This is a genomic window from Peptococcaceae bacterium 1198_IL3148 (assembly GCA_036763105.1).
Taxonomy (GTDB): domain Bacteria; phylum Bacillota; class Desulfotomaculia; order Desulfotomaculales; family Desulfohalotomaculaceae; genus JBAIYS01.
On record JBAIYS010000014.1, the window covers coordinates 1 to 23,294 of the forward strand.

The following is a 23,294-nucleotide window of genomic DNA, read 5'->3' on the forward strand; positions in this document are numbered from 1 at the left end:
CCAGTGTGGCCGTTCACCCTCTCAGGCCGGCTACCCATCGTCGCCTTGGTAGGCCTTTACCCCACCAACTAGCTAATGGGACGCGGATTCATCTATTAGCGGAAAACCTTTTAATTTCTCTCCATGCGGAGAAAAATGTTATCCGGTATTAGCTCCGGTTTCCCGGAGTTATCCCAGGCTAATAGGCAGATTGTCCACGCGTTACTCACCCGTCCGCCACTAAGTTTAATTAAAAGTAAACTTTCAATTAAACCCCGTTCGACTTGCATGTGTTAGGCATGCCGCCAGCGTTCGTCCTGAGCCAGGATCAAACTCTCCATAAAATATTTTTATGAATAAGCTGATTTAGCTCATTATTATCAACGTTTTGCATGTGTTGCTTTATTTAGGCTCAATAAATTGAGCCTCTACAACATCCATCTCTTACTGTTTAGTTTTCAAGGATCTGTTTGCTTGTTTACTTGCCTTCGCCTCATCAGCGACGAGATTTAGTTTACCACTCAATCAAATCTGTGTCAACGGTATTTTAAAATTATTTTTTAATATTTTTTTAACCCTTAGCAAATAATAAAGGGCCCAAAATTGAGCCCTTTATTATTTGCTTTATTGGTCTTCTACCCGTGGTTCCACATGAAATCTGGCCATCGCCACCACTTGATCTCCCGTTGTCAATCTCATTAAAGTCACTCCTTGGGTGGATCGGCCCATCACTGAAATATATTTGGTTTCTAGCCTAATGATTACTCCATCACCGCTAACCAATAATATTTCTTCATCATCTCTAACAATTTGCAGTGCCACCGCTTTACCATTGCGGTCAGTGTTTTTAATGTTGATTATCCCTTTTCCGCCCCGGGTTTGTTTCCTGTATTCCTCTATGGGGGTGCGTTTACCATAACCATTGGCGGTCACCACAAGCATATAGCTGTTCTCTCTAATCTTGTCCATGCCAATAACCAGGTCACCGTCACTTAAAGAAATTCCCTTTACTCCCCGGGATACTCTGCCCATCGCTCTAACATCGGATTCAGAAAATCTAATTGCTAACCCATTTTGAGTTCCCAAAATAATCTCTTCATTTCCATGGGTGAGTAAAACATTAACCAAATGATCATTTTCATCCAGTTTAATGGCAATGATGCCATCTCTCCGGGATGTATCATATTCCACCAGGCTAGTCTTTTTAACTACCCCATGACTGGTGGCCATAAACAAATAATGTTCATCATCAAAGCGTTTAATAGGTATCACTGCATTGATACGTTCATCACTGTCGATATAGATTAGGTTGACAATGGCAGTTCCTTTAGCCTGTCGCCCTGACTCTGGGATCTCATGGGCGCGTAAACGATACACTTTTCCTTTATTGGTAAAGAATAATATGTAATGGTGAGTTGTGGTGGCGAACACATGGGCCACCGCATCTTCATCCTTAGTGCCCATTCCGGTTATACCCCGTCCACCCCTTCTTTGGCTGCGGTATGTGTCCAGTGGCATCCGTTTGATATAACCATAATTGGTTAGAGTTATTACCACGTCTTCCTTAGGAATAAGATCAATATCCGCTATTTCTTCTTCTTCACCAGTAATGGTAGAGCGTCTGTCATCGTTAAATTTTTTCTTTATCTCTGCCAGCTCATCTTTAATAATTCCTAATATCAATTTTTCATCTGCCAATACAGATTTTAAATATGCTATTTTTTCCATTAATTCTTGGTATTCGTTTTCCAGTTTTTCAATTTCTAAACCGGTTAAGCTGCGCAGTCTCATTTCAACTATAGCTTCAGATTGTTTCTCACTGAGTTCAAATCTTTTGATTAATCTCTCTTTAGCTTCTGCTGTGTTTTTAGAGCTTCTAATGATTTGCACCACTTCGTCAATGTTATTTACAGCTATCCGCAAGCCTTCAACGATATGAGCCCTGGCTTCGGCTTTATCCAGCTCATACTTAGTTCGTCTAGTGATAACATCCTTTTGATGTTCTAGATAGTAGAATAGCACTTCCTTCAGGTTCAATACTTTCGGTTGACCATCCACCAAGGCCAACATAATTACACCAAAGCTATCTTGCAGTTGAGTATGTTTGTACAGCTGGTTTAACAATACCTTAGCATTTACATCTCTTCTAAGTTCAATTACCACCCGCATACCAGTCCGGTCTGATTCATCCCTTAGGTCAGTAATACCATCTACTTTTTTCTCTCGCACCAGTTCGGCAATTTTTTCCACCAACCGGGCTTTGTTCACCTGATATGGTAATTCAGTAACAATAATGGCTTGTTTACCTTTACCTATATCTTCAATGGTTGTTTTAGCCCTAACTTTAATTGATCCGCGGCCAGTTCGGTAGGCCGATTTAATTCCCCTAGTGCCCAAAATCAACGCACCGGTGGGAAAATCTGGGCCTTTAATCACAGTCATTAAATCTTCCACTGTGGTGTCTGGGTTTTCAATCAATAAGTTAACACCATCTATTACCTCCCCCAAGTTATGGGGTGGAATATTGGTGGCCATACCCACAGCAATCCCCGCAGAACCGTTTACCAGCAAATTTGGTAGTTTTGATGGCAACACAACCGGTTCTTTAGTTCTTTCATCGTAGTTAGGCGTATAATCCACAGTGTTTTTTTCGATATCCCTGAGTAATTCCAGCGTTATTTTAGATAGACGCGCTTCGGTGTAACGCATTGCCGCTGCAGAATCTCCGTCCACCGAACCAAAGTTACCATGTCCATCTACTAAGGGGTAGCGAATTGAAAAATCCTGGGCCAATCTTACTAAAGCGTCATAGATGGATGCATCACCATGGGGGTGAAAGTCAGCCATTACTCTACCAACGATGTTAGCACACTTACGATAACCTTTATCTGGAGTTAAGCCCAGTTCATGCATACTATATAAAATTCGTCGGTGTACTGGCTTTAACCCATCCCTAACATCTGGTAATGCTCTGCCAACAATAACGCTCATGGCATAATCAAGATATGATTGACGCATTTCTTTGCCAATATCAATCGGTACTAATTTTCCAGTTAAATCGGGCATCTTTTCACCTCATAATAATTAAACATCTAAGTTTCTTACATATTTTGCGTTTTCATGAATAAAATCTCGTCTAGGCTCAACCTTGTCCCCCATTAACATGGTAAACAATTCATCGGCTTCCACCGCATCATTTAAATCAACCTGTAACAGTGTCCTGGTATCAGGGTTCATTGTGGTATCCCACAATTGATCTGCGTTCATTTCACCTAAACCTTTATAACGCTGAATGGCTACTTTATCACGCCCAAGCCGTTTAAGTAGTTGCTCCAATTCATTATCGCTGTAAGCATAGGTTTCAGATTTACCCTTGGTCACTTTATACAAAGGTGGTTGGGCAACAAATAAGTAACCGGCTTCAATAATTGGACGCATAAAACGATAAAAGAAAGTTAGTAAAAGCGTTCTGATATGGGCACCATCCACGTCGGCATCAGTCATAATAATAACTTTGTGGTATCTAGCCTTAGATAAATCAAAATCTTCACTAATACCAGTGCCCAGCGCAGTAATCATTGCTCTAATTTCTGCATTGCCAAGAATTTTATCTAGCCGTGATTTTTCCACGTTAAGGATTTTACCTCTCAACGGTAGAATTGCTTGAAACCTGCGATCACGGCCTTGCTTTGCAGAACCACCGGCAGAGTCACCCTCTACAATGTACATTTCACATATTGAGGGATCCTTATCTGAACAGTCGGCCAGTTTGCCCGGCAATGAGTTACTCTCCAACGCACCTTTTCTTCTGGTTAATTCCCTTGCCTTACGGGCAGCCTCTCTGGCCCTAGAGGCTGCCACCGATTTTTCAATTACTTTTTTGGCAGCGGTGGGGTTTTCTTCAAGAAAAGTAGACAAACTTTCCGCCACCACCGAGTCCACAATTCCTCTGACTTCACTGTTGCCCAGTTTAGACTTAGTTTGACCTTCAAATTGTGGCTCTGGAACTTTAACACTGACCACGGCGGTCATGCCTTCTCGAATATCTTCACCCATCAAATTACTTTGATTGTTTTTCAATATATTGTGTTTTCTAGCATAATCGTTAATTACCCTGGTCAGGGCAGTTTTTAATCCCACTTCATGGGTTCCACCATCTATAGTTCTGATATTATTGGCATAGGACAGTAAATTTTCGTTATAGCCATCATTGTACTGGATGGCCACTTCCACTAAAACTTGATCTTTAACGCCATAAAAATAAATTGGTGTGCTGTTAATGGTGGTTTTGTTTTTGTTTAGGTGTTTAACAAAATCATTTATACCACCATCATGAAGATATATTTCTTCTTTGTCTTGGCGTTTGTCAGTTAAAGTTATCTTTATACCACGATTTAAATAAGATAACTCACGCAACCGTTGGGCTAAAATATCAAAACTGAACTCCAATTCCTCAAATATCTCACCGTCTGGGCTAAAGGTGACAATGGTTCCGGTTTTATCAGTATCGCCGACAATTTGTAAATCCGTTACCGGTTTGCCCCTTTCGTACCTTTGCCTGTGTATTTTTCCGTTGCGATGAACTTCAACAACCAGCCATTCCGAAAGGGCGTTTACCACAGATACACCAACACCATGTAAACCGCCGGATACCTTATAACCACCGCCACCAAACTTACCACCGGCGTGCAGAACGGTTAAAGCAACCTCGACTGCAGGCCGGCCCATTTTAGGGTGAATTTCCACTGGAATTCCACGACCATTATCGCGCACAGTAATGCTGTTATCTTCGTTTACCACCACTAAAATATTGTCACAATAACCAGCTAACGCTTCGTCAATGCTATTATCAACGACCTCATATACCAAATGATGCAGACCCCTGGCACTGGTACTACCAATGTACATACCCGGTCTGCGTCTTACCGCCTCTAAACCCTCTAATACCTGTATTTCTTCTGCCCCATATTTGGCATTTAATTGTTCCGCCATGAGTGACCTCCATAATTTAACATTCAGTACCATATTATACCATAAAGCGACTTTTCTCTCAAGTTTTAGCCCCTTCAATAAAAATAACCGTGAATTACACGGTTTTTATATCATGACTAAAGCTAATCATCGATTGCTATAACACTGTTGGATCGTTTCTTTAAAGTATTACATGATATTGGAGATAAATATATTTCTTTATTAGTAATAATAAACGATTTTACATCTTTATCGCTAGCAATATTTTTAATAAACTCCTCATCCTTGGCAATTTCTAGAAATTCATTAGTTGCAGTGGCTTGCTTGGTTCTGCTATCTAAAATGGCAATAATATCTTTTTTCAGAACCATGACATCGCCGCCTAAATGTAGAAACATTAACTAACCTCCCCATATAATTAAGTACTAATCACTCCATCACTCACTTGATATACTTTGTAATCGCTGGCTAAATTAATGTTGGTGGCCAGTTGACTTGTGGTAATAAAGGTTTGAATACCTTGTTGCACCTTTGACAATAACATCTCTTGCCTAAACCTATCTAATTCAAATAACACATCATCCAACAAAAGTATCGGCTCTGTGTGCTGCTCTTCTGCCCATAAAGAAACCTGAGCCATTTTTAAGCTTAATACCACAGTACGTTGTTGTCCTTGGGAACCATAGTTTCTAGCATCTTTACCATTAATAAAAAAAACAATGTCATCACGGTGGGGCCCAAATAAGGTTTGACATTTATTAACTTCTTCGCTTCTGGTATTTCTAAGTAATTGGTAAAATTTATTTTTTATCTGTATTTCATCCAACGGTGGCTCAATTTTAAGCGAAGATAGGTATCTAATTTCCAAATTTTCTTTGCCATTGGTCATTACACGATACCATTTGATAATGTGAGGTGCCATTTTCTTTAAAATGGCTAATCTGTCTAACAACACCCTGGTTCCAAGTTCCACCAATTGTTGATTCCAAAGTTCTAACATGTCCAGCGATTCTTTTTTAAATCTTATACTTTTTAATAAACGATTACGGTGAGATATCACTTTGTTATATTGTTGAATATGATATATGTACCCAGGGGTAAAGGGTCCAATTTCTTGATCTAAAAATTTTCTGCGAATTTGAGGAGAACTTTTAACTAAAGCAAGGTCATCCGGAGTAAATAATACCACACCCGAATGACCTAATTCTTTTTTTTTCTTCTCTACGCCATTAATAAAAAATTTTTTTTGCCCGCTGTCATTGATGGCCACTGTTTGTTTCCACTGATGTTGGTTGTTATTGATAATTGCTATCACATTACTGTAATCACTTTGCCAGTTTATTAGTTCTTTATCCTTGGCTGCCCGAAAGGAAAAACCATTTAAATTAAAATATATCGCTTCTAACAAATTGGTTTTTCCTTGGGCATTTTGACCAGTGATGATATTTAAACCCGGGCTTGGCGTTATTTCAAAATTATTATAATTTCTAAACATCTCTGCCCTGATTTTTAATATTTTCAATCAGGAACACCTCTAAATAACTACTTTAAATTTACCGATACCGTCTACTTCCACAATATCACCGGGCAAAATCTTTTTACCGCGTCGGTTTTCTATTGATCCATTTACTTTTACTTGATTAGATTGAATTAAAACTTTACTTTGTCCACCAGTGCTGGTTATACCTGCCCATTTTAAAAACTGATCCAGTTTGATGTTATCTTTGATTGCTATTTCTTTAATCAAGTATGTTTCACCTCTTATACTGTACGAACAGGTAGAATTAAAGCCAAATAATTATCTTCTTCAACTGGTTTTATCACTCCGGGACTGAGGGGACCATTAAGCTCAAAATATATTTCTTCCTTGCCGATTGCCCTTAAAACATCTGTGAGATAGCTGGCATTAAAAGCTATCTGCATCGGTTCTCCCTCCAGGTAACTGTTTACCTCTTCATGGATACCGCCAATCTCTGTATTCGCTGTAATTAAAAGTAAATCCTGCTGACAACTTAATTTTATCGTTTGTTTGCCACTGGCGGTCAATAGAGCAGCTCTTTCAGTGGATTCAAGTAGATCTTTAACCCGAACCCTTAATCTGGATTTATAGTTTTTGGGTACCACTTGATCATAGGCCGGAAATTGACCTTCTATCAGCCTGGATACCAGTACTGTATCCTTAAGGGTAAATAAAGCTTGGTTACCACCGAGGGTGATTTTTACCGATTCGTCACTATTTCCCATGATGCGTACCAGTTCGCTTAGTGTTCTTCCTGGAATAATCACTTTGCTATCGGGAGTGTCACCATTTAAAATCTGCTTTCTTAAAGCTAAACGGTGTGTATCGGTGGCCACCAATGATAAATTGTTGTTTTTGATTTCAAAAAGTATGCCAGTGAAGACCGGTCTATTTTCGTCAGTGCTGGCAGCAAATAATACTTGCCTTAACATTTCCTTTAGTGCTGGTGCTGCGATTTCAATAGAAACATCATTTTCCACTGTGGGGAATGAAGGATAATCTTCAGCATTTATGCCATGTAAATTAACTTCAGAATTGCTGTATTTTAAAAGAATTGTATTATTACTATCATCGGTTATCAAATCTATTGGCACATCTGGTAATTTACGGACAATATCAGTTATGTATCTGGCAGGAATCACAACCGAGCCTGATTCTATAGTTGTAACCGGTACATAACATTCTATACCTATTTCTAAGTCGGTGGCAGTTACTTTCAAAGTGTCATTATCAGCGTGAAACATAATACCCGATAATATCGGTAATGGGTTCTTGGGAGAAACTGCTCTTTGAACCATTTGGACACCATACAATAAATTATTTTTAGTGGTATTTATTCTCATAAGCAATCCCCTTATTAAGAGTATTTTTATTGTAGTAGTAGTAGTAGTGGCTGTGAATTTGTTGATATCGTTAAAAATCTCATACGCCCCAAGGCTGTTGTAGTGTTAGTAATAATGGTGATATTTTTTTAGTTACTATTAGTAAAAATTAGGCCTTGTGGTCATAAAAATGTTAAATCCCCAGGCTTCTCCACAATTTGTTAACCGTCGGTGTTGATAGCATGAATAACTATCTTTAACCCTTGATTTTTTTGATTAGATTTTTAATATTGTTTTGCAACTCAATATCTTCTTCCATATCTTTATTAATCTTTTCACAGGCGTGCAAAACCGTTGTGTGATCCCGGCCGCCAAACTCATCCCCTATTTTAGGTAAAGAAAGGTCTGTCAGTTCCCGGGCTAAATACATGGCAATTTGCCTCGGAAAGGCTATTGCTCTGGTTCTTTTTTTAGCCTTCAAATCATCAAATTTAATTTTATAGGTTTCGGCTACCACCCTTTGAATTAAATTGACGGTAATTACCTTCGGTTTGCTGGGGGGTAAAATATCCTTTAATACTTCGGCTGCCATTTCTGGCGTTATTGCTCTATTGGTTAAAGATGAATAGGCCACTATTCTAATCAGCGCACCCTCTAATTCCCGAATGTTAGAATTAATTTTATCGGCAATATAGTTAATGGTTTCATCCGGAACTTCCAAACCTTCCTGCTGTGCTTTTTTGCGTAAAATCGCAATTCTGGTTTCAAAATCAGGGGCTTGAATGTCAGTAATTAAGCCCCATTCAAATCTAGAACGCAGACGGTCTTCAAGGGTGGGAATACTTTTTGGTGGTCGGTCGCTGCTGATAATGATTTGCTTATTTGCTTCATATAAAGTGTTAAAAGTATGGAAAAATTCCTCTTGGGTACTTTCTTTACCCGCTAAAAATTGAATATCGTCTATAAGCAGAACATCAATTTTTCTATATTTATTCCTAAATGCTGCCGGATTATCGTCCCGAATGGAGTTAATCAACTCATTGGTAAATTTTTCAGAAGTAACATAGGATATTTTTAAATTGGCATTATTTTGATCTATATAATGACCAATGGCATGCATCAGGTGAGTTTTTCCTAAACCCACCCCGCCGTAAATAAATAATGGGTTGTAAGCTTTAGCCGGGGTTTCAGCAACGGCTAACGATGCCGCATGGGCAAAGCGGTTGTTATTACCCACCACAAAGGTATCAAAAGTATATTTTGGGTTTAGTGGACTGGTTTCAAAATCCACCGAAATGTTAGTACTTTTTTCCACAGGTTGTGGAGTACTGATAAATTCCATCGGTACTTCGCTGGCTAGTATTAGCTGAACATTAATGTCTTTTTGTAGCACTTCTTCAAAGGCTTGTTTGATTAAAGGAGTATATCTTTCATCTAACCAGTCCTTTGAGAAATGGTTGGGGACTTCGATCATAATGCTACCGTTAAACAAACCTAAAGGGGTAAGGGAAGTTACCCAGGTCTCATAGGAATTTTTACTCAATCTCTTTTCTAATAAAGAGAGTACATGATTCCAGCTTTCCACAACTTCATATTTCAGCATGGTTACCTCCGTGGACTACTTAATGTGAATAACTTATTATTAAACAACCTGCGCTAACACCATAAGAAACGCGAAAAAAGCCTCAAAAACTGAGGCGAAGTAAAGAAGCAATCAACAAAGTTATGCACAAAATTATTCACAGGTTGTTGATAAAATAAATTTAATATATGTGAATAAATAAATAATAACAAAACTGTCTTTAGTTATCAACAGGTTTTCTAAAATGGACAAAAAGTTATGCACAAGCGATAGATTTCTTGACGGGAAATGCTTATCAATATATAATTGAAATGTATGTCTGTAAAGTAATTGTTTTTGACAGCTGATAACATTAAAGGGGGTGTAGATATATATGAAACGCACTTATCAACCAAAGAAACGTAAACGCCAAAAATTGCATGGTTTCTTAAAGCGCATGTCCACAAAATCCGGACGGAATGTTCTGAAGCGGAGAAGACTGAAGTCTAGAAAAAGGTTATCAGCCTAAGGCTGTATAGGTGATAACGCAAATGGTTATTATAATTAAAAAATCCTTTATAATAGTTGGTATAAATGGGTAACAATAAAAAGACTTTTGTCAGTCTGAAAAAAAATACCGAGTTCCGAAAAATATACAATGCTGGTTCATCTGCCGCTGATAGATTTTTAGTTATCTATAAGTTAAAGTCCATTGGCGGTGAACCACGCATTGGATTTAGCATTAGCAAAAAATTTGGCAAGGCTGTTAAAAGGAATCGGACTAAAAGAATATTGCGTGAAATTTGCAGATTAAATTTGGATCGTTTTGAAAAAGGATTTAATTACATCATAATTGTTAGGATGGCCGCTCAGAACTGTGATTATAAAGCTTTAGAAAAAAGCGTGTTTAGGATATTGGAAAAGTTAAAAAATTGAGGCGATGAAAATTGTTAAAAAGAGCGGTGTTGATGTGTCTTTATTTTTATCAAAAAGTAATTTCTCCTTTAAAGCCACGAACATGCAGATTTTACCCCACTTGTTCGGAATATTCAATACAAGCAATAAAAAAATATGGTGTTAATAGGGGCTTATGGTTAACACTAAAGCGATTGTTAAAATGCCATCCTTTTCATCCTGGTGGTTACGACCCCGTGTGATTGGTGTGGATTTTTAGAGGAGGCGTACAAATTTGTGGGCTACACTGGTTAATGGAATGAGAACTGTAATAGATTCATTATACGCACTAACGGGAACAATTGGAATTCCCAGTTATGCGTTGGCTATTATTTTGCTGACAATTATTATTAAAATGGCTTTGTATCCGTTAAGCAAAAAACAAATGGTGTCAATGAAGATGATGCAGGAATTGGCACCGAAGATAAAGCAAATTCAAGATAAGTATAAAAATAAAGACCCGCAAAAGATGCAGCAAAAGGTTATGGAACTTTACCGTGAACATAATGTCAACCCGATGTCCGGTTGTCTACCTATTTTAGTACAAATGCCAATTTTAATAGCGTTGTACCGGGCACTTTTGGATTATGATTTTATTAATAAACAAGATGCCTACCTGTTTGGAATTTACCTGGCAGAGAAGGATCCAACTTTTATTTTAGCAATCTTGGCTGCAGTTTCTACATTTATACAATCTAAACTAACATCTAACACACAGGATCAGACACAAAAAACAATGCTGTACATGATGCCGTTATTTATTGGTTGGATAGCTGCAACTGTTCCTGCTGGTTTAGCGTTGTACTGGGTTGTGTTTAACATTGTTGGTACTCTTCAGCAATATTATATTAATAGACAGGTCTTGGCTACAGATAAGGAGGTAGCTAAGCAATGAGAATATTAGAATCAACTGGTAAAACCGTTGAGGACGCGTTAAATTCTGCTTTGCTTAAACTGGAAGTATCCCTTGAAGATGTGGAGTATGAAGTACTAGAACAGGCAAGTAAAGGTTTTTTAGGTATATTTGGCGGTAAAGAAGCTAGAATTAAAGTAATTGTTAAGGAAAATCCGGTCAATAAAACCACTAAGTTATTAAGAAAAATTGTACTAGCTATGGAACTGCCTGTGGAATTTCAAGTGGAAAATGATGGACAGGTAATTAAGGTTAACATGCAAGGCGATGACTTAGGTGTATTGATCGGTCGCCGCGGGGAAACTCTAGATGCCCTTCAGTATTTAATTAACTTAGCTGTTAATAAAGATTTAGAAAAAAGATATAAAATTATTTTAGATGTGGAAGGTTATCGCAAACGGAGAGAAGAAACTTTATACAGTTTAGCTGCAAAATTAGCAGATAAAGCCAAAAGACGTGGTAAAAGCATTGTACTTGAGCCCATGAATGCACACGAAAGACGTATCATCCACACCGCTTTACAGACCAGAGATGATATTTATACCTTTAGTGAAGGTGAAGAGCCCTACAGAAAAATCGTTATTGCACCCAAAAATAGAAGTATGATAAAAACCCAGCAGCAGTAAATGTTGCTGGGTTTTTTAGGAACAATAATAACAATATTCAATCATTAGGAGGCTTTAAGTTGCTGGACGATACTATTGCTGCGATAGCTACTCCCCTGGGCGAAGGTGGAATCGGTATTGTAAGAATCAGTGGTTCTGAATCGATAGAAATAGCTAAAAAAATATTTAAGCCCAAATACAATAATAATTGGCATCAGGGACCAGGTTTCCGTGTGGTTTACGGGCATGTGATTGATAAAAATAACCAACAGCCCATAGATGAAGTGCTACTGACCATTATGCGGGGACCCAAAAGTTTTACCGGTGAAGATGTTATTGAAATTAATTGTCATGGCGGCATTTTGCCCCTGCGGAAGATACTCAATATTGTACTAAAAAACGGTGCAGTTTTGGCGGAACCGGGTGAATTTAGCAAGAGGGCCTTTTTAAATGGTAGGTTGGATTTAGCCCAGGCCGAATCAATCATCAATATTATTAGGTCTAAAACCGAAAAGGCGTTGGAAATATCCATGGGCCAATTACAGGGCCGTTTGTCTACCCAAATTAATATATTACAAAATGATTTGCTGGGTATTTTGGCGCAAATAGAGGCAAAAATAGATTTTCCTGAGGATGATATTGACGAAGTAACCTTAGAAGATGTGGTGCAAAAATGTAGTAATATCAAGGACGATTTAAACAAGCTGATAGCCAGCGCCGATAACGGCAAAATATATCAAGAGGGTGTTAAAACGGTAATTGTTGGTAAGCCCAATGTTGGTAAATCCTCGATACTTAACGCTTTAACCAAAGAAAATAGAGCGATTGTAACAGAAATCCCGGGAACCACTAGGGATATTATCGAAGAAATTATCAATATTAACGGTATACCGTTAAAAATTATTGATACCGCTGGATTAAGGGAAACCGATGATTTGGTGGAAAGAATCGGTGTAGAGCGTTCCCGGGAATTGATTAATGAAGCTGATTTAATTTTATTTGTGGTTGATGCTTCCTTAGGCCTTAAAGAAGAAGACTACGAAATAATCAAGTTAATTGAAAATAAAAAAATCATGGTGATAATTAATAAGATAGATGTTAAAGATGTTAAAATTGATCGGAATCAGATAAGTAAACTTTTGCCCGGACCGATAATTGAAATATCAGCTTTGTACGCCCAGGGCCTAGAGTGTTTGGAACAACAAATTGCGGAATTAATATTGGGTGGACAAATCACAGTGGACGATCAAGTTTTGGTCACCAGCGCCAGACATAAGCAGGCGTTAGAAAAGGCCCGGGATCATGTACAAGAAATAATTAACGGTATTAAAGCAGATGTGCCGGGGGACATTGTGTCAATTGATGTTAAAAGTGCGTGGGAAGCTTTAGGAGAAATTACCGGAACAACTGTGGGAGAAGATTTAGTAGACAAAATATTTAAAGACTTTTGCATTGGTAAATGAGGTGCTGTAATTGCGTTATTTTGCAGGAAATTTTGATGTCATAGTGGTGGGTGCAGGCCACGCTGGTTGTGAAGCGGCATTGGCAGCGGCCAGGATGGGTTGTAACACATTGGTATTAACCCTGAATATGGATAACATTGCATTAATGCCCTGTAACCCCGCCATAGGTGGACCGGCTAAATCCCATTTAGTTCATGAAATAGATGCCCTAGGTGGCGAGATGGCCCTTAATACCGATCGAAACGCCATTCAAATTCGCATGTTAAACACTGGCAAAGGCCCAGCGGTGCATGCCCTAAGGGCCCAGTGTGATAAAAAGAGATACCAGAGTAATATGAAACAGGTTTTAGAACAACAACAAAATTTGTTGGTAAAGCAACTATTGGTGGAGGAACTGCTCACTAACAATGGTCAAGTGGTGGGTGTTACCACCCATACCGGTGCAGAATACCATGCTCCCACCGTCATCATAACCTCTGGTACATATTTAAAGGGAAAAATTATTATTGGTGATGTTCATTTTGCGGGGGGACCCAATGGTCAATTTGCATCCACTACATTATCAGATAGTCTAAAGGATTTGGGTTTAGAATTGGTGCGTTTTAAAACCGGTACTCCGGCTAGAATAGATCGCCGGACGATAGATTTTTCTAAAATGGTTGAACAGCCGGGCGACAAAAAGGTTCACAATTTTTCCTTTATGTCTGACATTGATTGCCGCCATCAGGTATCCTGCTGGCTCACCTATACCAACGAACAAACCCATGAAATAATTAGAAACAACTTACATCGTTCCCCCCTTTATGCGGGAATAATTGAAGGCATTGGACCAAGATACTGCCCTTCCATTGAAGATAAAGTGGTGCGTTTTGCGGATAAACCCCAGCATCAGGTATTTATAGAGCCCGAAGGCTTAGATACCAATGAAATGTATGTACAAGGTATGTCCACCAGTTTACCCGAGGATGTGCAGTATCAAATGCTGCGGACCATTGCGGGTTTAGAAAATGTGCAAATTATGCGTGCGGCCTATGCCATTGAATATGATTGTCTTGTGCCGACACAACTAAAAGCAAGTTTAGAAACTAAGCAGGTGGCCGGTTTATTTACTGCTGGTCAAATTAATGGCACTTCGGGTTACGAAGAAGCGGCAGCCCAAGGATTAATGGCTGGCATTAACGCCGCTTTATATGTAAAAAATCAACCACCCTTTACGTTAAGCAGATCTGATGCGTATATTGGTGTTTTAATTGATGATTTAGTAACCAAAGGTACCAATGAACCCTATCGCTTGCTGACATCTAGGGCGGAATACCGACTATTATTAAGGCAGGACAACGCCGATTTAAGGTTAACAGAAATGGGACGAAAAATTGGTCTGGTGGATGATCGGCGTTGGAGCAGGTTTAATCATAAACAGGAATTAATTGCCTTGGAGATGGAAAGATTAAAAAAAATATCGGTACCGGCCAGTGAAGAAGTAAACAAAGTATTAATAGAAGCAGGTACTTCCCCACTGGATCAAAAAACCCCGTTGCTGAGCATATTCAAAAGACCAGAAATCAATTATGAAGTGATTAATAAATTGCCGATAGAAAACCCTGAAATACCGGCGGATGTTCAGGAGGAAATTGAAACCTTAATTAAATACGAAGGCTATATTAAGAAGCAGTTATCCCAAGTGGAAAGATTCAAGAAAATGGAAAAAAAGCTATTAAGTGAAGATATTGATTATAATGATGTCACTGGCTTGAGAAACGAGGCCAAGCAAAAGCTTAATGCCATTAAACCCCAGTCAGTGGGACAAGCGGCCCGGATATCTGGCGTTAGTCCAGCGGACATATCTGTGTTGATGATTTGGTTGGAACAGCAGCGTAGATTGAAAACTGTAGATTAAAACCATGGAGGAAACAAAATGAATGAAAAATTAGTGCAGACGCTGCAGACCTGTGTTTATGAACTGGGATATGTACTATCAGATGACCAAATACAGAAGTTAGATATCTATTATCATTATCTAATTCAAAGAAATAATCATGTTAATTTAACAAACATTATAGACCCCGACGAAGTGGCGGTAAAGCATTTTGCCGATTCCCTTACCTGTTTTCAAATGGATATTAAAGATAATGACCAAGTGATTGATGTGGGCAGCGGTGCTGGTTTTCCCGGCATGGTTTTAAAAATATTTAATCACACCCTTTCGGTTACCATGCTGGATTCATTACAAAAAAGAGTGGACTTTTTAAATAACTTGGCAACAAAGTTAGAACTGAGCGATATAGTGGCCGTTCACGGTCGAGCTGAGGAAGTTGGTAAAGTTGATAACCACCGAGAGCATTATGACGTGGTGGTATCTAGGGCGGTGGCTAACTTAGCCACCCTAGCAGAATATTGCCTACCCTTCGTCAAACTTGGTGGCTCCTTCATAGCCATGAAGGGCCCTAAAGCGGCCGAAGAAATTGCCACCGCCAGTAGGGCGGTGCAGATTTTAGGTGGCCAGATTGCGCAAATTAAAGAGTTTAAATTGCCCATTACCGGTGATGAAAGAACACTGATAAAAATTAGCAAGATTAATCCCACCCCAGCTAAGTACCCCAGAAAGGCTGGGACCCCTGCCAAAAAGCCGATCAAATAACTGGTGCGCTATGTGCGCCAGTTATTTTTATGTAGTTTAAGACGGAATAATTATAAAGCTGGTGATTTTGCACCGTTCGCTCCGATTTCTTCGCAGACCAAGACTTAGCGCTCAGTCTGCAAAACTATCCTAAAAGTGAGCGGTGCAGCAGCAACCGGGTTAACCGTAACACTAAACAAACAGCAAAACGGGTATTCAACCACAACAAAAGCTACCGACATTACAAAAGAACAACATAATTGTCAGTTGTATAACCAACTAGTTAAAATAATACATTCCACCACATTAAACCAAATCTTAGCACAAATCCTTTTAAAAGCCGCGAAATAACCAACATTTATTTACATAAAGCAGGAACTAATAATTCGCATGTGGAATTTTAAACTATCTGCAATGAATTTTTAAGTACTTTTCCTATAGGGGGTAGTCTTTTTGTCTAAAATAATTGCCATTGCCAATCAAAAGGGTGGTGTTGGAAAAACTACGACTGCCGTTAACTTGTCCTGTAGCATTGCTATGGAAGGCAAAAGGGTTCTTTTGGTGGATATGGATCCGCAAGGGAATAGTAGCAGTGGCCTAGGTATTGAAAAGGATCAATTAGAAAACTGCATTTATAATGTACTGGTGGAAGGTTTGCCATTATTACAAATTAGACAATCCGCTATGATAGAAAAGTTAGATATCATTCCTGCAACAGTACAATTAGCAGGTGCCGAAATAGAACTGGTAACTAGAAATAATCGAGAACGCATCTTAAAAACAGCTTTGGCACCGGCAATAGAAATATACGATTATATTATCATTGACTGTCCACCGTCTTTAGGCTTATTAACTTTAAACTCATTAACTGCTGCCGATTCGCTGTTAATTCCAATCCAGTGTGAGTACTACGCCTTGGAAGGTTTGGGACAACTGCTTAACACCTATAATCTGGTTAAACAAAACTTAAATACCAAACTAGAAATAGAAGGTGTTTTATTGACTATGTTTGATGCCCGGACAAACCTATCCATACAAGTGGTGGAGGAAGTAAAAAAATACTTTAAAAATAAAGTTTACAAATCAATAGTGCCAAGAAACGTGCGTTTAAGTGAAGCACCCAGTCACGGGATGCCAGCCGTTCTTTATGCTGCAAAATCTAGGGGGGCTGAAGTTTACCGTGACTTAGCAAAGGAAGTGATGGGTATTGAATAAAAAAAGAGGTTTAGGCAAAGGACTACAGGCTTTAATACCACAAACTACTGATGAAAACAAAAAAGCCCTAAGGAACATTAATGTAACTGAAATTGTACCTAATGCTAATCAACCCCGGAAGGATATAGATTCAGAAAAACTTACCGAATTGACGGAATCCATTAAAGTTCACGGTGTAATTCAACCAATAGTGGTGCGAAAAATTGCAGACAATAAGTATCAGTTGGTGGCAGGTGAAAGAAGATGGCGCGCTTGCCAACAGGCTGGGTTAGAAGATATACCAGCCATTGTGGCTGAATACAGTGATAACATTGCAGCTGAAGTGGCATTAATAGAAAATTTACAGAGAGAAGACCTTAACCCCCTGGAAGAAGCCCTGGCTTACCAAAGCTTAATCAATGAGTTTGGTATTACCCAAGAAGAATTGGCTAAGAGGGTTGGTAAAAGTAGATCTTTAGTGGCCAATATGCTCAGATTACTAACTTTACCAAAGGACATACTAAAACTTTTGAGCGAAGGAGTGTTATCTACCGGCCATGTAAGGGCGCTAATACCATTAAAAGACAACTATAAACAAATTAAAGTGGCTAAAGAGATCATAAAACAGCATTTATCCGTCAGACAAACTGAAAAATTAATTAATAAAATGCTAGAAAAAAATACTGCTAAAAAGATTCCCCCTAAAGCCAATACAGATCCGGAAATTAAAGCCATCACTGAACAGTTTCAGTCTCATCTGGGCACCAAGGTTATTATTAAAAGCAACAAAAATGGTAAAGGTAAAATTGAAATAGAATTTTACAACGATGATGATCTTTCAAGAATTATGGATATTGTTTTAAATAGTCAATAGATATATAATGTTTCACGTGAAACATTTGTTTCCGTGAAACTTTTTTAATAGTAAATAGCGTGGTTTTATATAATTGTTTCACGTGAAACAATTATATAGTTGAGGAGTATAATTAGCATGTTAGGGACAATTGTTAACGTAACAGCCATAGCCACCGGAGTTTCAATTGGATTAATTTTTAGAAAGGGTATATCTAAAGGCGCCCAAAATACAGTTATGCAAGGTTTGGGATTAGCCATTATACTGATTGGTTTTAGAACAGCATGGCAAACCCAAAATGAACTGATTCCTATTTTAAGTTTGGCTGCCGGTGGTTTACTGGGTGAATACATTGGCATAGAAAACAAACTGGAAAAATTGGGACTGTGGTTAGAAAGTAAGGTGGGCAATAACGGTGGGGCGGTGGCCAAAGCCTTTGTTAGCACCAGTTTAATTTATTGTATCGGCGCCATGGGTATTATGGGGGCAATTGAAGACGGCCTTACCGGTAACCCGAAAACCCTCTATGCCAAGTCCGCCATTGATGGCATAACGGCCATTATTTTTGCTTCCACAATGGGCATTGGTGTGATCTTCTCGACAATTCCAGTATTTCTTTACCAAGGGTCCATTACACTGCTGGCAGAGTTTTTTAAAACCTTTCTTACAGATATGATGATAGCAGAAATGAATGCCACCGGTGGCCTATTAATTGTTGGTATTGGGATCAATATTCTCGGCATTAAAAAAATAAATGTAGGCAACCTATTGCCGGCAGTGGTTTTTGCGGTGCTGTTTGTGTGGCTAAAACAAACTTTTCTTATATAGGACAGCTAAATAGTTGGTTTTAAGTGAAGGGAGAATTGAACTTGTATCAGTTGCTGTTAGAACAATATAATGAATATGTAATCTTAGCCCTAACTGGTTTATTGTTGGTTTCTATTATTATTCAAATAATAACCTGGGCTAAAATAAAAAAACTTAATAAAAACTATCAACGTTTAACAAAGGGTATTGATAATAAAAATTTAGAAGAAATAATTTTAACGGTAAACGATCAAGTGGATCAAAATTCTCAACAACTTTTAGAAATTAAAAAACAGCAAGGCCTGATAATGGAAAAAACGCAACATTGCATCAGCACCCCAAAAATTGTCCGTTATAACGCATTTGATCATATGGGCAGCAACCTGAGTTTTTCGGTAGCGCTGTTAGATCAAAAAAATGATGGTGTGATATTAACCAGTATATATGGCAGAGATGAAAGTCGATTTTATGCAAAAATTATAAACTCTGGTCAGGCAGAACAATTGCTTTCACCGGAGGAACAGGAAATATTAAATAATAAGTAAATTAGAACTTATAAAAGCTCAGGTTACATGCCCTGAGCTTTTGTTTGTTTATATTCAACTATGGTTGCCAATAGGCCATCTTTAATAAACTCGGCTAACCTCATTACTAGATTTAGCCGGGTGTTTTGCAACACTAAATATTCCATAAAGCCACCTACGTTTACCACCCCTGTGATATGTAGATCACCTACACCGGGCAAGTTTTTATTTACCCCGGCCCCAGGCTTTAATTGCCCCGCAGCAATACTCACGGTGCCCACGTTTTCCAACTGTCCTAAACAGGCATCAATGGCAATAATCAGCGGGTTGTCATAACTTTGATAAATTTCTGTCAATTTATCTTGCAGATTGCTGGCATGCACCGGTTTATCCAACGTGCCAAAAACCTGATAAAAATCTTGATTGGCTTCGCTTAATTTGCTACCCACCAATGGTCCTAAACAATCGCCGGTGGAGCGATCGGTGCCAATGCAGACCAGTATCAGCGGCCTGTTATTTACATCACCTAATTTCATTAACTTATATGTTAAATCCCAACTGAATTTTTCTATGGCCAGGGGATCCTCTATACTTATGCGCATTTTGGATATATCTGATCGATTTAACTGATTAGCGTCCACCATTTAATTACCCTCCTCAACTACTTACCTAATATATGTATTCCCCATAGATCAATAAAATATTCATTTAAATATATATTTTTACCGCCGTAAAGGTCAGTATTGCCGCCGATTGTGCATAAGAATCAGTAAAGGGGGGAGACGCAATCACCAATTTAAGCATGTTTATCAAGGTGGTAACTTTATATGTTGGGGCCATCATTGGCGCTGGTTTTGCCTCCGGCCAAGAAATACTACAATTTTTTATCAACTATCGGCATGAGGGATTGCTGGGGGTTTTAATAACAACCATTTTATTTAGCTATTGTGGTGGGGCAATAATGTACCTGGCCACCAAATATAAATCGGGCAGTTATCAAGAATTGCTGCCCCATCTAATGGGGCCGGTGGCTAAAATAATGGATGTTATTAGCTTAGTGATGCTGGTGGGCGGTTTAGGTATTATGATGGCTGGCAGTGGCGCGGTATTGCACCAGTATATGGCATTACCAATAAATGTCGGCATACTATTGGCGTTGACCATTACCATTGGGGTTATCTGTGGTGGTGTGGGCAGGGTTTTAAATGCTAACTTAATCTTGGTGCCAATAAAATTATTGGCGGTGGTGATTATCGCCATTATTGCCATATTAAATCCCACAGTTAATACAGTTGATACCGCAATGGAAGTTAACCAAACGTTGGTGGCTTCCCATTGGCTATGGGCCAGCATATTATATGCTTCCTATAATATGATAGTGCCGTTGGCGGTACTATCTTCGGTGGGCAAAATAATTGAACCCAAAATTGGCATTGTGGGTGGCTTGGCGGGCGGGTTAATGTTGGGGTTGGTCACTGGGTTAGTCACATTGGCAGGGTTGTTGTTTTACCCAGAAATCAAAAACTATCCGGTGCCAATGTTGTACATGGCCAGCGTTGCGGCACCAATATTAAAAACATTTTTTGCTTTGCTTATTTGGTTGGCAATGATTACAACAGCCATTGCCGATGCTCACGGCTTTGCCAGCAGAGTTGCCCCTCAGGGGGGAAAGTTATATAAAATTTCCGGCATTGCCATTTGCATAATGGTTTTACCCCTAACAAAACTTGATTTTGCCCAATTGGTACAGAAAATCTACCCAATGTTCGGCTATGGAGGCTTAATATTAATGGTGTCCTTAGTGATTATGCCTTTAATGAACAGGAGGTAAACTGCAGTTTGTAGTTTTTTGCAGGGTTTTAATCAACGATGGATAATATTACTATGAAAGGTGATGATTGACACCCTGCTGGGTTTTTATCAATGATTGTCTTTTATATAATCGGTCATAATAAAAAGTATATTTAAAATACAGGGGGCAGATCAATGGAAACAAAAAATCATGCTAAAAATCTTACTTACCAACCCAAAACCGCTTGGAACCTCTATGATCAAAATATGTATTCACAAATATTCTATATCAACGATGAGTATAAAGACTTTTTAAATAAAGCCAAGACCGAAAGAGAAACATCCTCAGAAATAGAATCCATTGCCAGAGCCCATGGCTTTGTGCCCATCGACCAAGTTAATCAAATTGGACCCGGCAGCAAGGTAATGCTAAATTATCGCAATAAAGCAGTAATGCTGGCGGTGGTGGGCACCACTCCGTTAGAGCAGGGGTGTAATATCATTGGTTCCCACAGTGATGTGCCCCGGTTAGACTTAAAACCAAATCCATTATATGAAGAACAGCAATTGGCATTGTTAAAAACCCATTATTATGGCGGCATCAAAAAGTATCAATGGTTAGGAATACCACTGGCGTTACATGGAGTTGTCTGTCGTGCCGATGGAGTGACAGTAAATATAGTGGTAGGTGAAGATGAAAATGATCCGGTGTTTACCATCACCGATTTACTGCCCCATTTGGCTAAAAATCAAATGGAGAAAAAGATGACCGAAGCCATCAAGGGTGAAGGTTTAAATATACTAATTGGTGGCATTCCATTGATTGGCAATGCAGACACTAAAAATCCCGTCAAGTTGGCGGTATTGGACGCTTTAAATAAAAAATTTGGCATGGTCGAAGAGGACTTTATCAGTGCTGAATTTGAAATGGTGCCAGCCTTTAAAGCTAAAGATGTCGGAATTGATCGAAGTATGGTGGGGGCCTATGGTCAAGATGACCGGGTATGTGTCTATACATCACTGCGGGCAATATTGGATATCGAGCAGCCTCAGCACACAGCGGTAACTATATTTATGGATAAAGAAGAAATTGGCTCCAGTGGCAACACCGGCATGGACGCCAAAACCTTTGAAAACTTCATGGCCGAATTAATCAGTAAAACCATGCCCAGCTATAATGAATTAATTCTGCGGCGTTGTTTAGCCAATTCTAAAGCGCTGTCTGCCGATGTAACGGCGGCATTTGATCCCAACTATCCGGATGTGCTGGAAAAAAACAATGCTGCCCGCTGTGGTTATGGGGTGGTGATGACCAAGTATACCGGCTCCCGTGGCAAAAGTGGAGCCAATGACGCCCATGCAGAGTTTATGGGTTACATTCGCAATTTGTTTAAAGGTCACAACATACCCTATCAAGTGGGGGAATTGGGCAAGGTTGACCAAGGAGGCGGTGGTACCATTGCTTACTTAATGGCTGCCTACGGCATGGATGTATTGGACTGTGGGGTGGCGCTATTAGGCATGCATTCACCCTTTGAGGTGTCAAGTAAAGCGGATGTGTACGCAACCTATCAGGCCTATAAAGTGTTCTTAGAGCAATAATATAATAAGGGGTTATCTAAAGTGATTAAGTATCAAGTGGGAGATATAGTGCAAATGAAAAAGGGACACCCTTGCGGTGGCGATCAGTGGGAAATCATGCGCACCGGTGTTGATTTTCGCATCAAATGCACCACCTGTGGACGCCTACTAATGATTTCCAGAGAAAAATTTTTAAAAAGCGTTAAAAAAATTATCCGATAAAATGCATAAGCTTGCAAATTTGCTAAAATGTATGGTATACTATCACAGTTGATTTTGATTTTACCAAAATCGATCCCCCGCTCCGTCCGTTAGAGATGGGGCCAAAGTCCAAGGGAGGAGGTGAAGAGGTTTGCGTAACTACGAATTAATGTACATTTTACGCACAGACTTAGAAGAGGAAGCTACTGAAGCGGTAATTAATAAGTTTACCGACCTCATTGAAAAAAATGGTGGGGAAGTAGTTAAAGTTGACAAATGGGGTAAACGCCGTTTAGCTTATCCAATTAAAAAGCGCACTGAAGGTTTTTATGTGCTTGTTGACTTCAAGTCTGAACCAGCGGTTTCTCATGAAGTTGAGCGTGTATTGAAAATTACCGACGAAGTATTGCGTCATATGGTTATTGTAAAAGAATAATAG

Annotated in this window: 24 protein-coding genes and 1 rRNA gene; 16 read left to right on the plus strand and 9 right to left on the minus strand. The window is 39.1% G+C overall.

The window, feature by feature from the left end; all coding sequences use genetic code 11:
• The 8 genes from V6C27_12465 to dnaA all read right to left on the minus strand — a co-directional run.
• Positions 1 to 323 (minus strand): 16S ribosomal RNA (locus V6C27_12465); the annotation flags it as partial.
• Positions 324 to 603: 280 nt separating this feature from the next.
• Positions 604 to 3,045 carry a DNA gyrase subunit A gene (gene gyrA, locus V6C27_12470; GenBank protein ID MEG6617223.1) on the minus strand — a complete coding sequence of 814 codons (2,442 nt, stop codon included), beginning with the start codon at positions 3,043 to 3,045 and terminating at the stop codon, positions 604 to 606.
• Between the two features lie 18 nt (positions 3,046 to 3,063).
• On the minus strand, positions 3,064 to 4,971 hold the full coding sequence (gene gyrB / locus V6C27_12475) for a DNA topoisomerase (ATP-hydrolyzing) subunit B (GenBank protein ID MEG6617224.1): 1,908 nt from the start codon (positions 4,969 to 4,971) through the stop codon (positions 3,064 to 3,066).
• Between the two features lie 122 nt (positions 4,972 to 5,093).
• Complete coding sequence (locus V6C27_12480; protein MEG6617225.1) at positions 5,094 to 5,348, minus strand: extracellular matrix/biofilm biosynthesis regulator RemA family protein; 255 nt, start codon at positions 5,346 to 5,348, stop codon at positions 5,094 to 5,096.
• Positions 5,349 to 5,368: 20 nt separating this feature from the next.
• Positions 5,369 to 6,472: a DNA replication/repair protein RecF gene (recF, locus tag V6C27_12485; GenBank protein ID MEG6617226.1), complete on the minus strand. Its 1,104-nt coding sequence runs from the start codon at positions 6,470 to 6,472 to the stop codon at positions 5,369 to 5,371.
• 12 nt (positions 6,473 to 6,484) lie between these two features.
• Positions 6,485 to 6,694 carry an RNA-binding S4 domain-containing protein gene (locus tag V6C27_12490; protein ID MEG6617227.1) on the minus strand — a complete coding sequence of 70 codons (210 nt, stop codon included), beginning with the start codon at positions 6,692 to 6,694 and terminating at the stop codon, positions 6,485 to 6,487.
• Between the two features lie 17 nt (positions 6,695 to 6,711).
• On the minus strand, positions 6,712 to 7,812 hold the full coding sequence (dnaN, locus tag V6C27_12495) for a DNA polymerase III subunit beta (GenBank protein ID MEG6617228.1): 1,101 nt from the start codon (positions 7,810 to 7,812) through the stop codon (positions 6,712 to 6,714).
• Between the two features lie 235 nt (positions 7,813 to 8,047).
• On the minus strand, positions 8,048 to 9,391 hold the full coding sequence (gene dnaA / locus V6C27_12500; protein ID MEG6617229.1) for a chromosomal replication initiator protein DnaA: 1,344 nt from the start codon (positions 9,389 to 9,391) through the stop codon (positions 8,048 to 8,050).
• 355 nt (positions 9,392 to 9,746) lie between these two features.
• Here dnaA and rpmH point away from each other — a divergent pair, with 355 nt between their 5' ends.
• The 12 genes from rpmH (at position 9,747) to V6C27_12560 (ending at position 19,303) form a co-directional block, all read left to right on the plus strand.
• Positions 9,747 to 9,881 carry a 50S ribosomal protein L34 gene (gene rpmH / locus V6C27_12505; protein MEG6617230.1) on the plus strand — a complete coding sequence of 45 codons (135 nt, stop codon included), beginning with the start codon at positions 9,747 to 9,749 and terminating at the stop codon, positions 9,879 to 9,881.
• A 65-nt stretch (positions 9,882 to 9,946) separates the two neighbouring features.
• The gene (rnpA, locus tag V6C27_12510; protein MEG6617231.1) at positions 9,947 to 10,288 is read left to right on the plus strand and encodes a ribonuclease P protein component; all 342 of its coding nucleotides are present in this window, start codon (positions 9,947 to 9,949) and stop codon (positions 10,286 to 10,288) included.
• 11 nt (positions 10,289 to 10,299) lie between these two features.
• Positions 10,300 to 10,509 carry a membrane protein insertion efficiency factor YidD gene (gene yidD, locus V6C27_12515; GenBank protein ID MEG6617232.1) on the plus strand — a complete coding sequence of 70 codons (210 nt, stop codon included), beginning with the start codon at positions 10,300 to 10,302 and terminating at the stop codon, positions 10,507 to 10,509.
• Positions 10,510 to 10,541: 32 nt separating this feature from the next.
• A complete protein-coding gene (locus tag V6C27_12520) occupies positions 10,542 to 11,201 on the plus strand; it encodes a YidC/Oxa1 family membrane protein insertase (GenBank protein MEG6617233.1) in 660 nt (219 codons plus the stop codon).
• The gene (jag, locus tag V6C27_12525) at positions 11,198 to 11,845 is read left to right on the plus strand and encodes an RNA-binding cell elongation regulator Jag/EloR (GenBank protein MEG6617234.1); all 648 of its coding nucleotides are present in this window, start codon (positions 11,198 to 11,200) and stop codon (positions 11,843 to 11,845) included. Before V6C27_12520 ends, jag begins: the two co-directional genes overlap by 4 nt.
• A gap of 59 nt (positions 11,846 to 11,904) precedes the next feature.
• A complete protein-coding gene (gene mnmE, locus V6C27_12530; GenBank protein ID MEG6617235.1) occupies positions 11,905 to 13,287 on the plus strand; it encodes a tRNA uridine-5-carboxymethylaminomethyl(34) synthesis GTPase MnmE in 1,383 nt (460 codons plus the stop codon).
• 10 nt (positions 13,288 to 13,297) lie between these two features.
• Positions 13,298 to 15,184 (plus strand): tRNA uridine-5-carboxymethylaminomethyl(34) synthesis enzyme MnmG, encoded by a 1,887-nt coding sequence (gene mnmG, locus V6C27_12535; GenBank protein MEG6617236.1) that lies wholly within the window; start codon positions 13,298 to 13,300, stop codon positions 15,182 to 15,184.
• An 18-nt stretch (positions 15,185 to 15,202) separates the two neighbouring features.
• Positions 15,203 to 15,925, plus strand: a complete 723-nt coding sequence (gene rsmG, locus V6C27_12540) for a 16S rRNA (guanine(527)-N(7))-methyltransferase RsmG (GenBank protein MEG6617237.1) — start codon at positions 15,203 to 15,205, stop codon at positions 15,923 to 15,925.
• Positions 15,926 to 16,357: 432 nt separating this feature from the next.
• The gene (locus V6C27_12545; GenBank protein ID MEG6617238.1) at positions 16,358 to 17,119 is read left to right on the plus strand and encodes an AAA family ATPase; all 762 of its coding nucleotides are present in this window, start codon (positions 16,358 to 16,360) and stop codon (positions 17,117 to 17,119) included.
• Positions 17,112 to 17,972 carry a ParB/RepB/Spo0J family partition protein gene (locus V6C27_12550; protein MEG6617239.1) on the plus strand — a complete coding sequence of 287 codons (861 nt, stop codon included), beginning with the start codon at positions 17,112 to 17,114 and terminating at the stop codon, positions 17,970 to 17,972. Before V6C27_12545 ends, V6C27_12550 begins: the two co-directional genes overlap by 8 nt.
• Positions 17,973 to 18,089: 117 nt before the next feature.
• Entirely contained in the window at positions 18,090 to 18,779 is a 690-nt protein-coding gene (locus V6C27_12555; protein ID MEG6617240.1) for a DUF554 domain-containing protein, read from the plus strand.
• Between the two features lie 41 nt (positions 18,780 to 18,820).
• Positions 18,821 to 19,303, plus strand: coding sequence for a DUF4446 family protein (locus V6C27_12560; protein MEG6617241.1), 483 nt, complete (start codon positions 18,821 to 18,823; stop codon positions 19,301 to 19,303).
• 23 nt (positions 19,304 to 19,326) lie between these two features.
• On the opposite strand, the gene yyaC is transcribed toward V6C27_12560, so the two are convergent.
• On the minus strand, positions 19,327 to 19,926 hold the full coding sequence (gene yyaC, locus V6C27_12565) for a spore protease YyaC (protein MEG6617242.1): 600 nt from the start codon (positions 19,924 to 19,926) through the stop codon (positions 19,327 to 19,329).
• A gap of 158 nt (positions 19,927 to 20,084) precedes the next feature.
• Between yyaC and V6C27_12570 the strand changes: the two genes are divergently transcribed.
• From V6C27_12570 to rpsF, 4 genes are all read left to right on the plus strand, one after another.
• Complete coding sequence (locus V6C27_12570) at positions 20,085 to 21,113, plus strand: hypothetical protein (protein MEG6617243.1); 1,029 nt, start codon at positions 20,085 to 20,087, stop codon at positions 21,111 to 21,113.
• A gap of 155 nt (positions 21,114 to 21,268) precedes the next feature.
• Entirely contained in the window at positions 21,269 to 22,675 is a 1,407-nt protein-coding gene (locus V6C27_12575) for an aminopeptidase (GenBank protein ID MEG6617244.1), read from the plus strand.
• Between the two features lie 21 nt (positions 22,676 to 22,696).
• The gene (locus V6C27_12580; GenBank protein MEG6617245.1) at positions 22,697 to 22,876 is read left to right on the plus strand and encodes a DUF951 domain-containing protein; all 180 of its coding nucleotides are present in this window, start codon (positions 22,697 to 22,699) and stop codon (positions 22,874 to 22,876) included.
• Positions 22,877 to 23,006: 130 nt separating this feature from the next.
• The gene (gene rpsF / locus V6C27_12585; protein MEG6617246.1) at positions 23,007 to 23,291 is read left to right on the plus strand and encodes a 30S ribosomal protein S6; all 285 of its coding nucleotides are present in this window, start codon (positions 23,007 to 23,009) and stop codon (positions 23,289 to 23,291) included.
• Positions 23,292 to 23,294 lie beyond the last annotated feature (3 nt).

Coding starts and splice junctions, on each gene's coding strand:
- V6C27_12575 (MEG6617244.1), top strand. CDS start 21,269: ATGGAAACAAAAAATCATGCTAAAAATCTTACTTACCAACCCAAAACC.
- rnpA (MEG6617231.1), top strand. CDS start 9,947: ATGGGTAACAATAAAAAGACTTTTGTCAGTCTGAAAAAAAATACCGAG.
- gyrB (MEG6617224.1), bottom strand. CDS start 4,971: ATGGCGGAACAATTAAATGCCAAATATGGGGCAGAAGAAATACAGGTA.
- dnaN (MEG6617228.1), bottom strand. CDS start 7,812: ATGAGAATAAATACCACTAAAAATAATTTATTGTATGGTGTCCAAATG.
- rsmG (MEG6617237.1), top strand. CDS start 15,203: ATGAATGAAAAATTAGTGCAGACGCTGCAGACCTGTGTTTATGAACTG.
- V6C27_12570 (MEG6617243.1), top strand. CDS start 20,085: ATGTTTATCAAGGTGGTAACTTTATATGTTGGGGCCATCATTGGCGCT.
- jag (MEG6617234.1), top strand. CDS start 11,198: ATGAGAATATTAGAATCAACTGGTAAAACCGTTGAGGACGCGTTAAAT.
- V6C27_12480 (MEG6617225.1), bottom strand. CDS start 5,348: ATGTTTCTACATTTAGGCGGCGATGTCATGGTTCTGAAAAAAGATATT.
- yyaC (MEG6617242.1), bottom strand. CDS start 19,926: ATGGTGGACGCTAATCAGTTAAATCGATCAGATATATCCAAAATGCGC.
- rpmH (MEG6617230.1), top strand. CDS start 9,747: ATGAAACGCACTTATCAACCAAAGAAACGTAAACGCCAAAAATTGCAT.
- V6C27_12555 (MEG6617240.1), top strand. CDS start 18,090: ATGTTAGGGACAATTGTTAACGTAACAGCCATAGCCACCGGAGTTTCA.
- gyrA (MEG6617223.1), bottom strand. CDS start 3,045: ATGCCCGATTTAACTGGAAAATTAGTACCGATTGATATTGGCAAAGAA.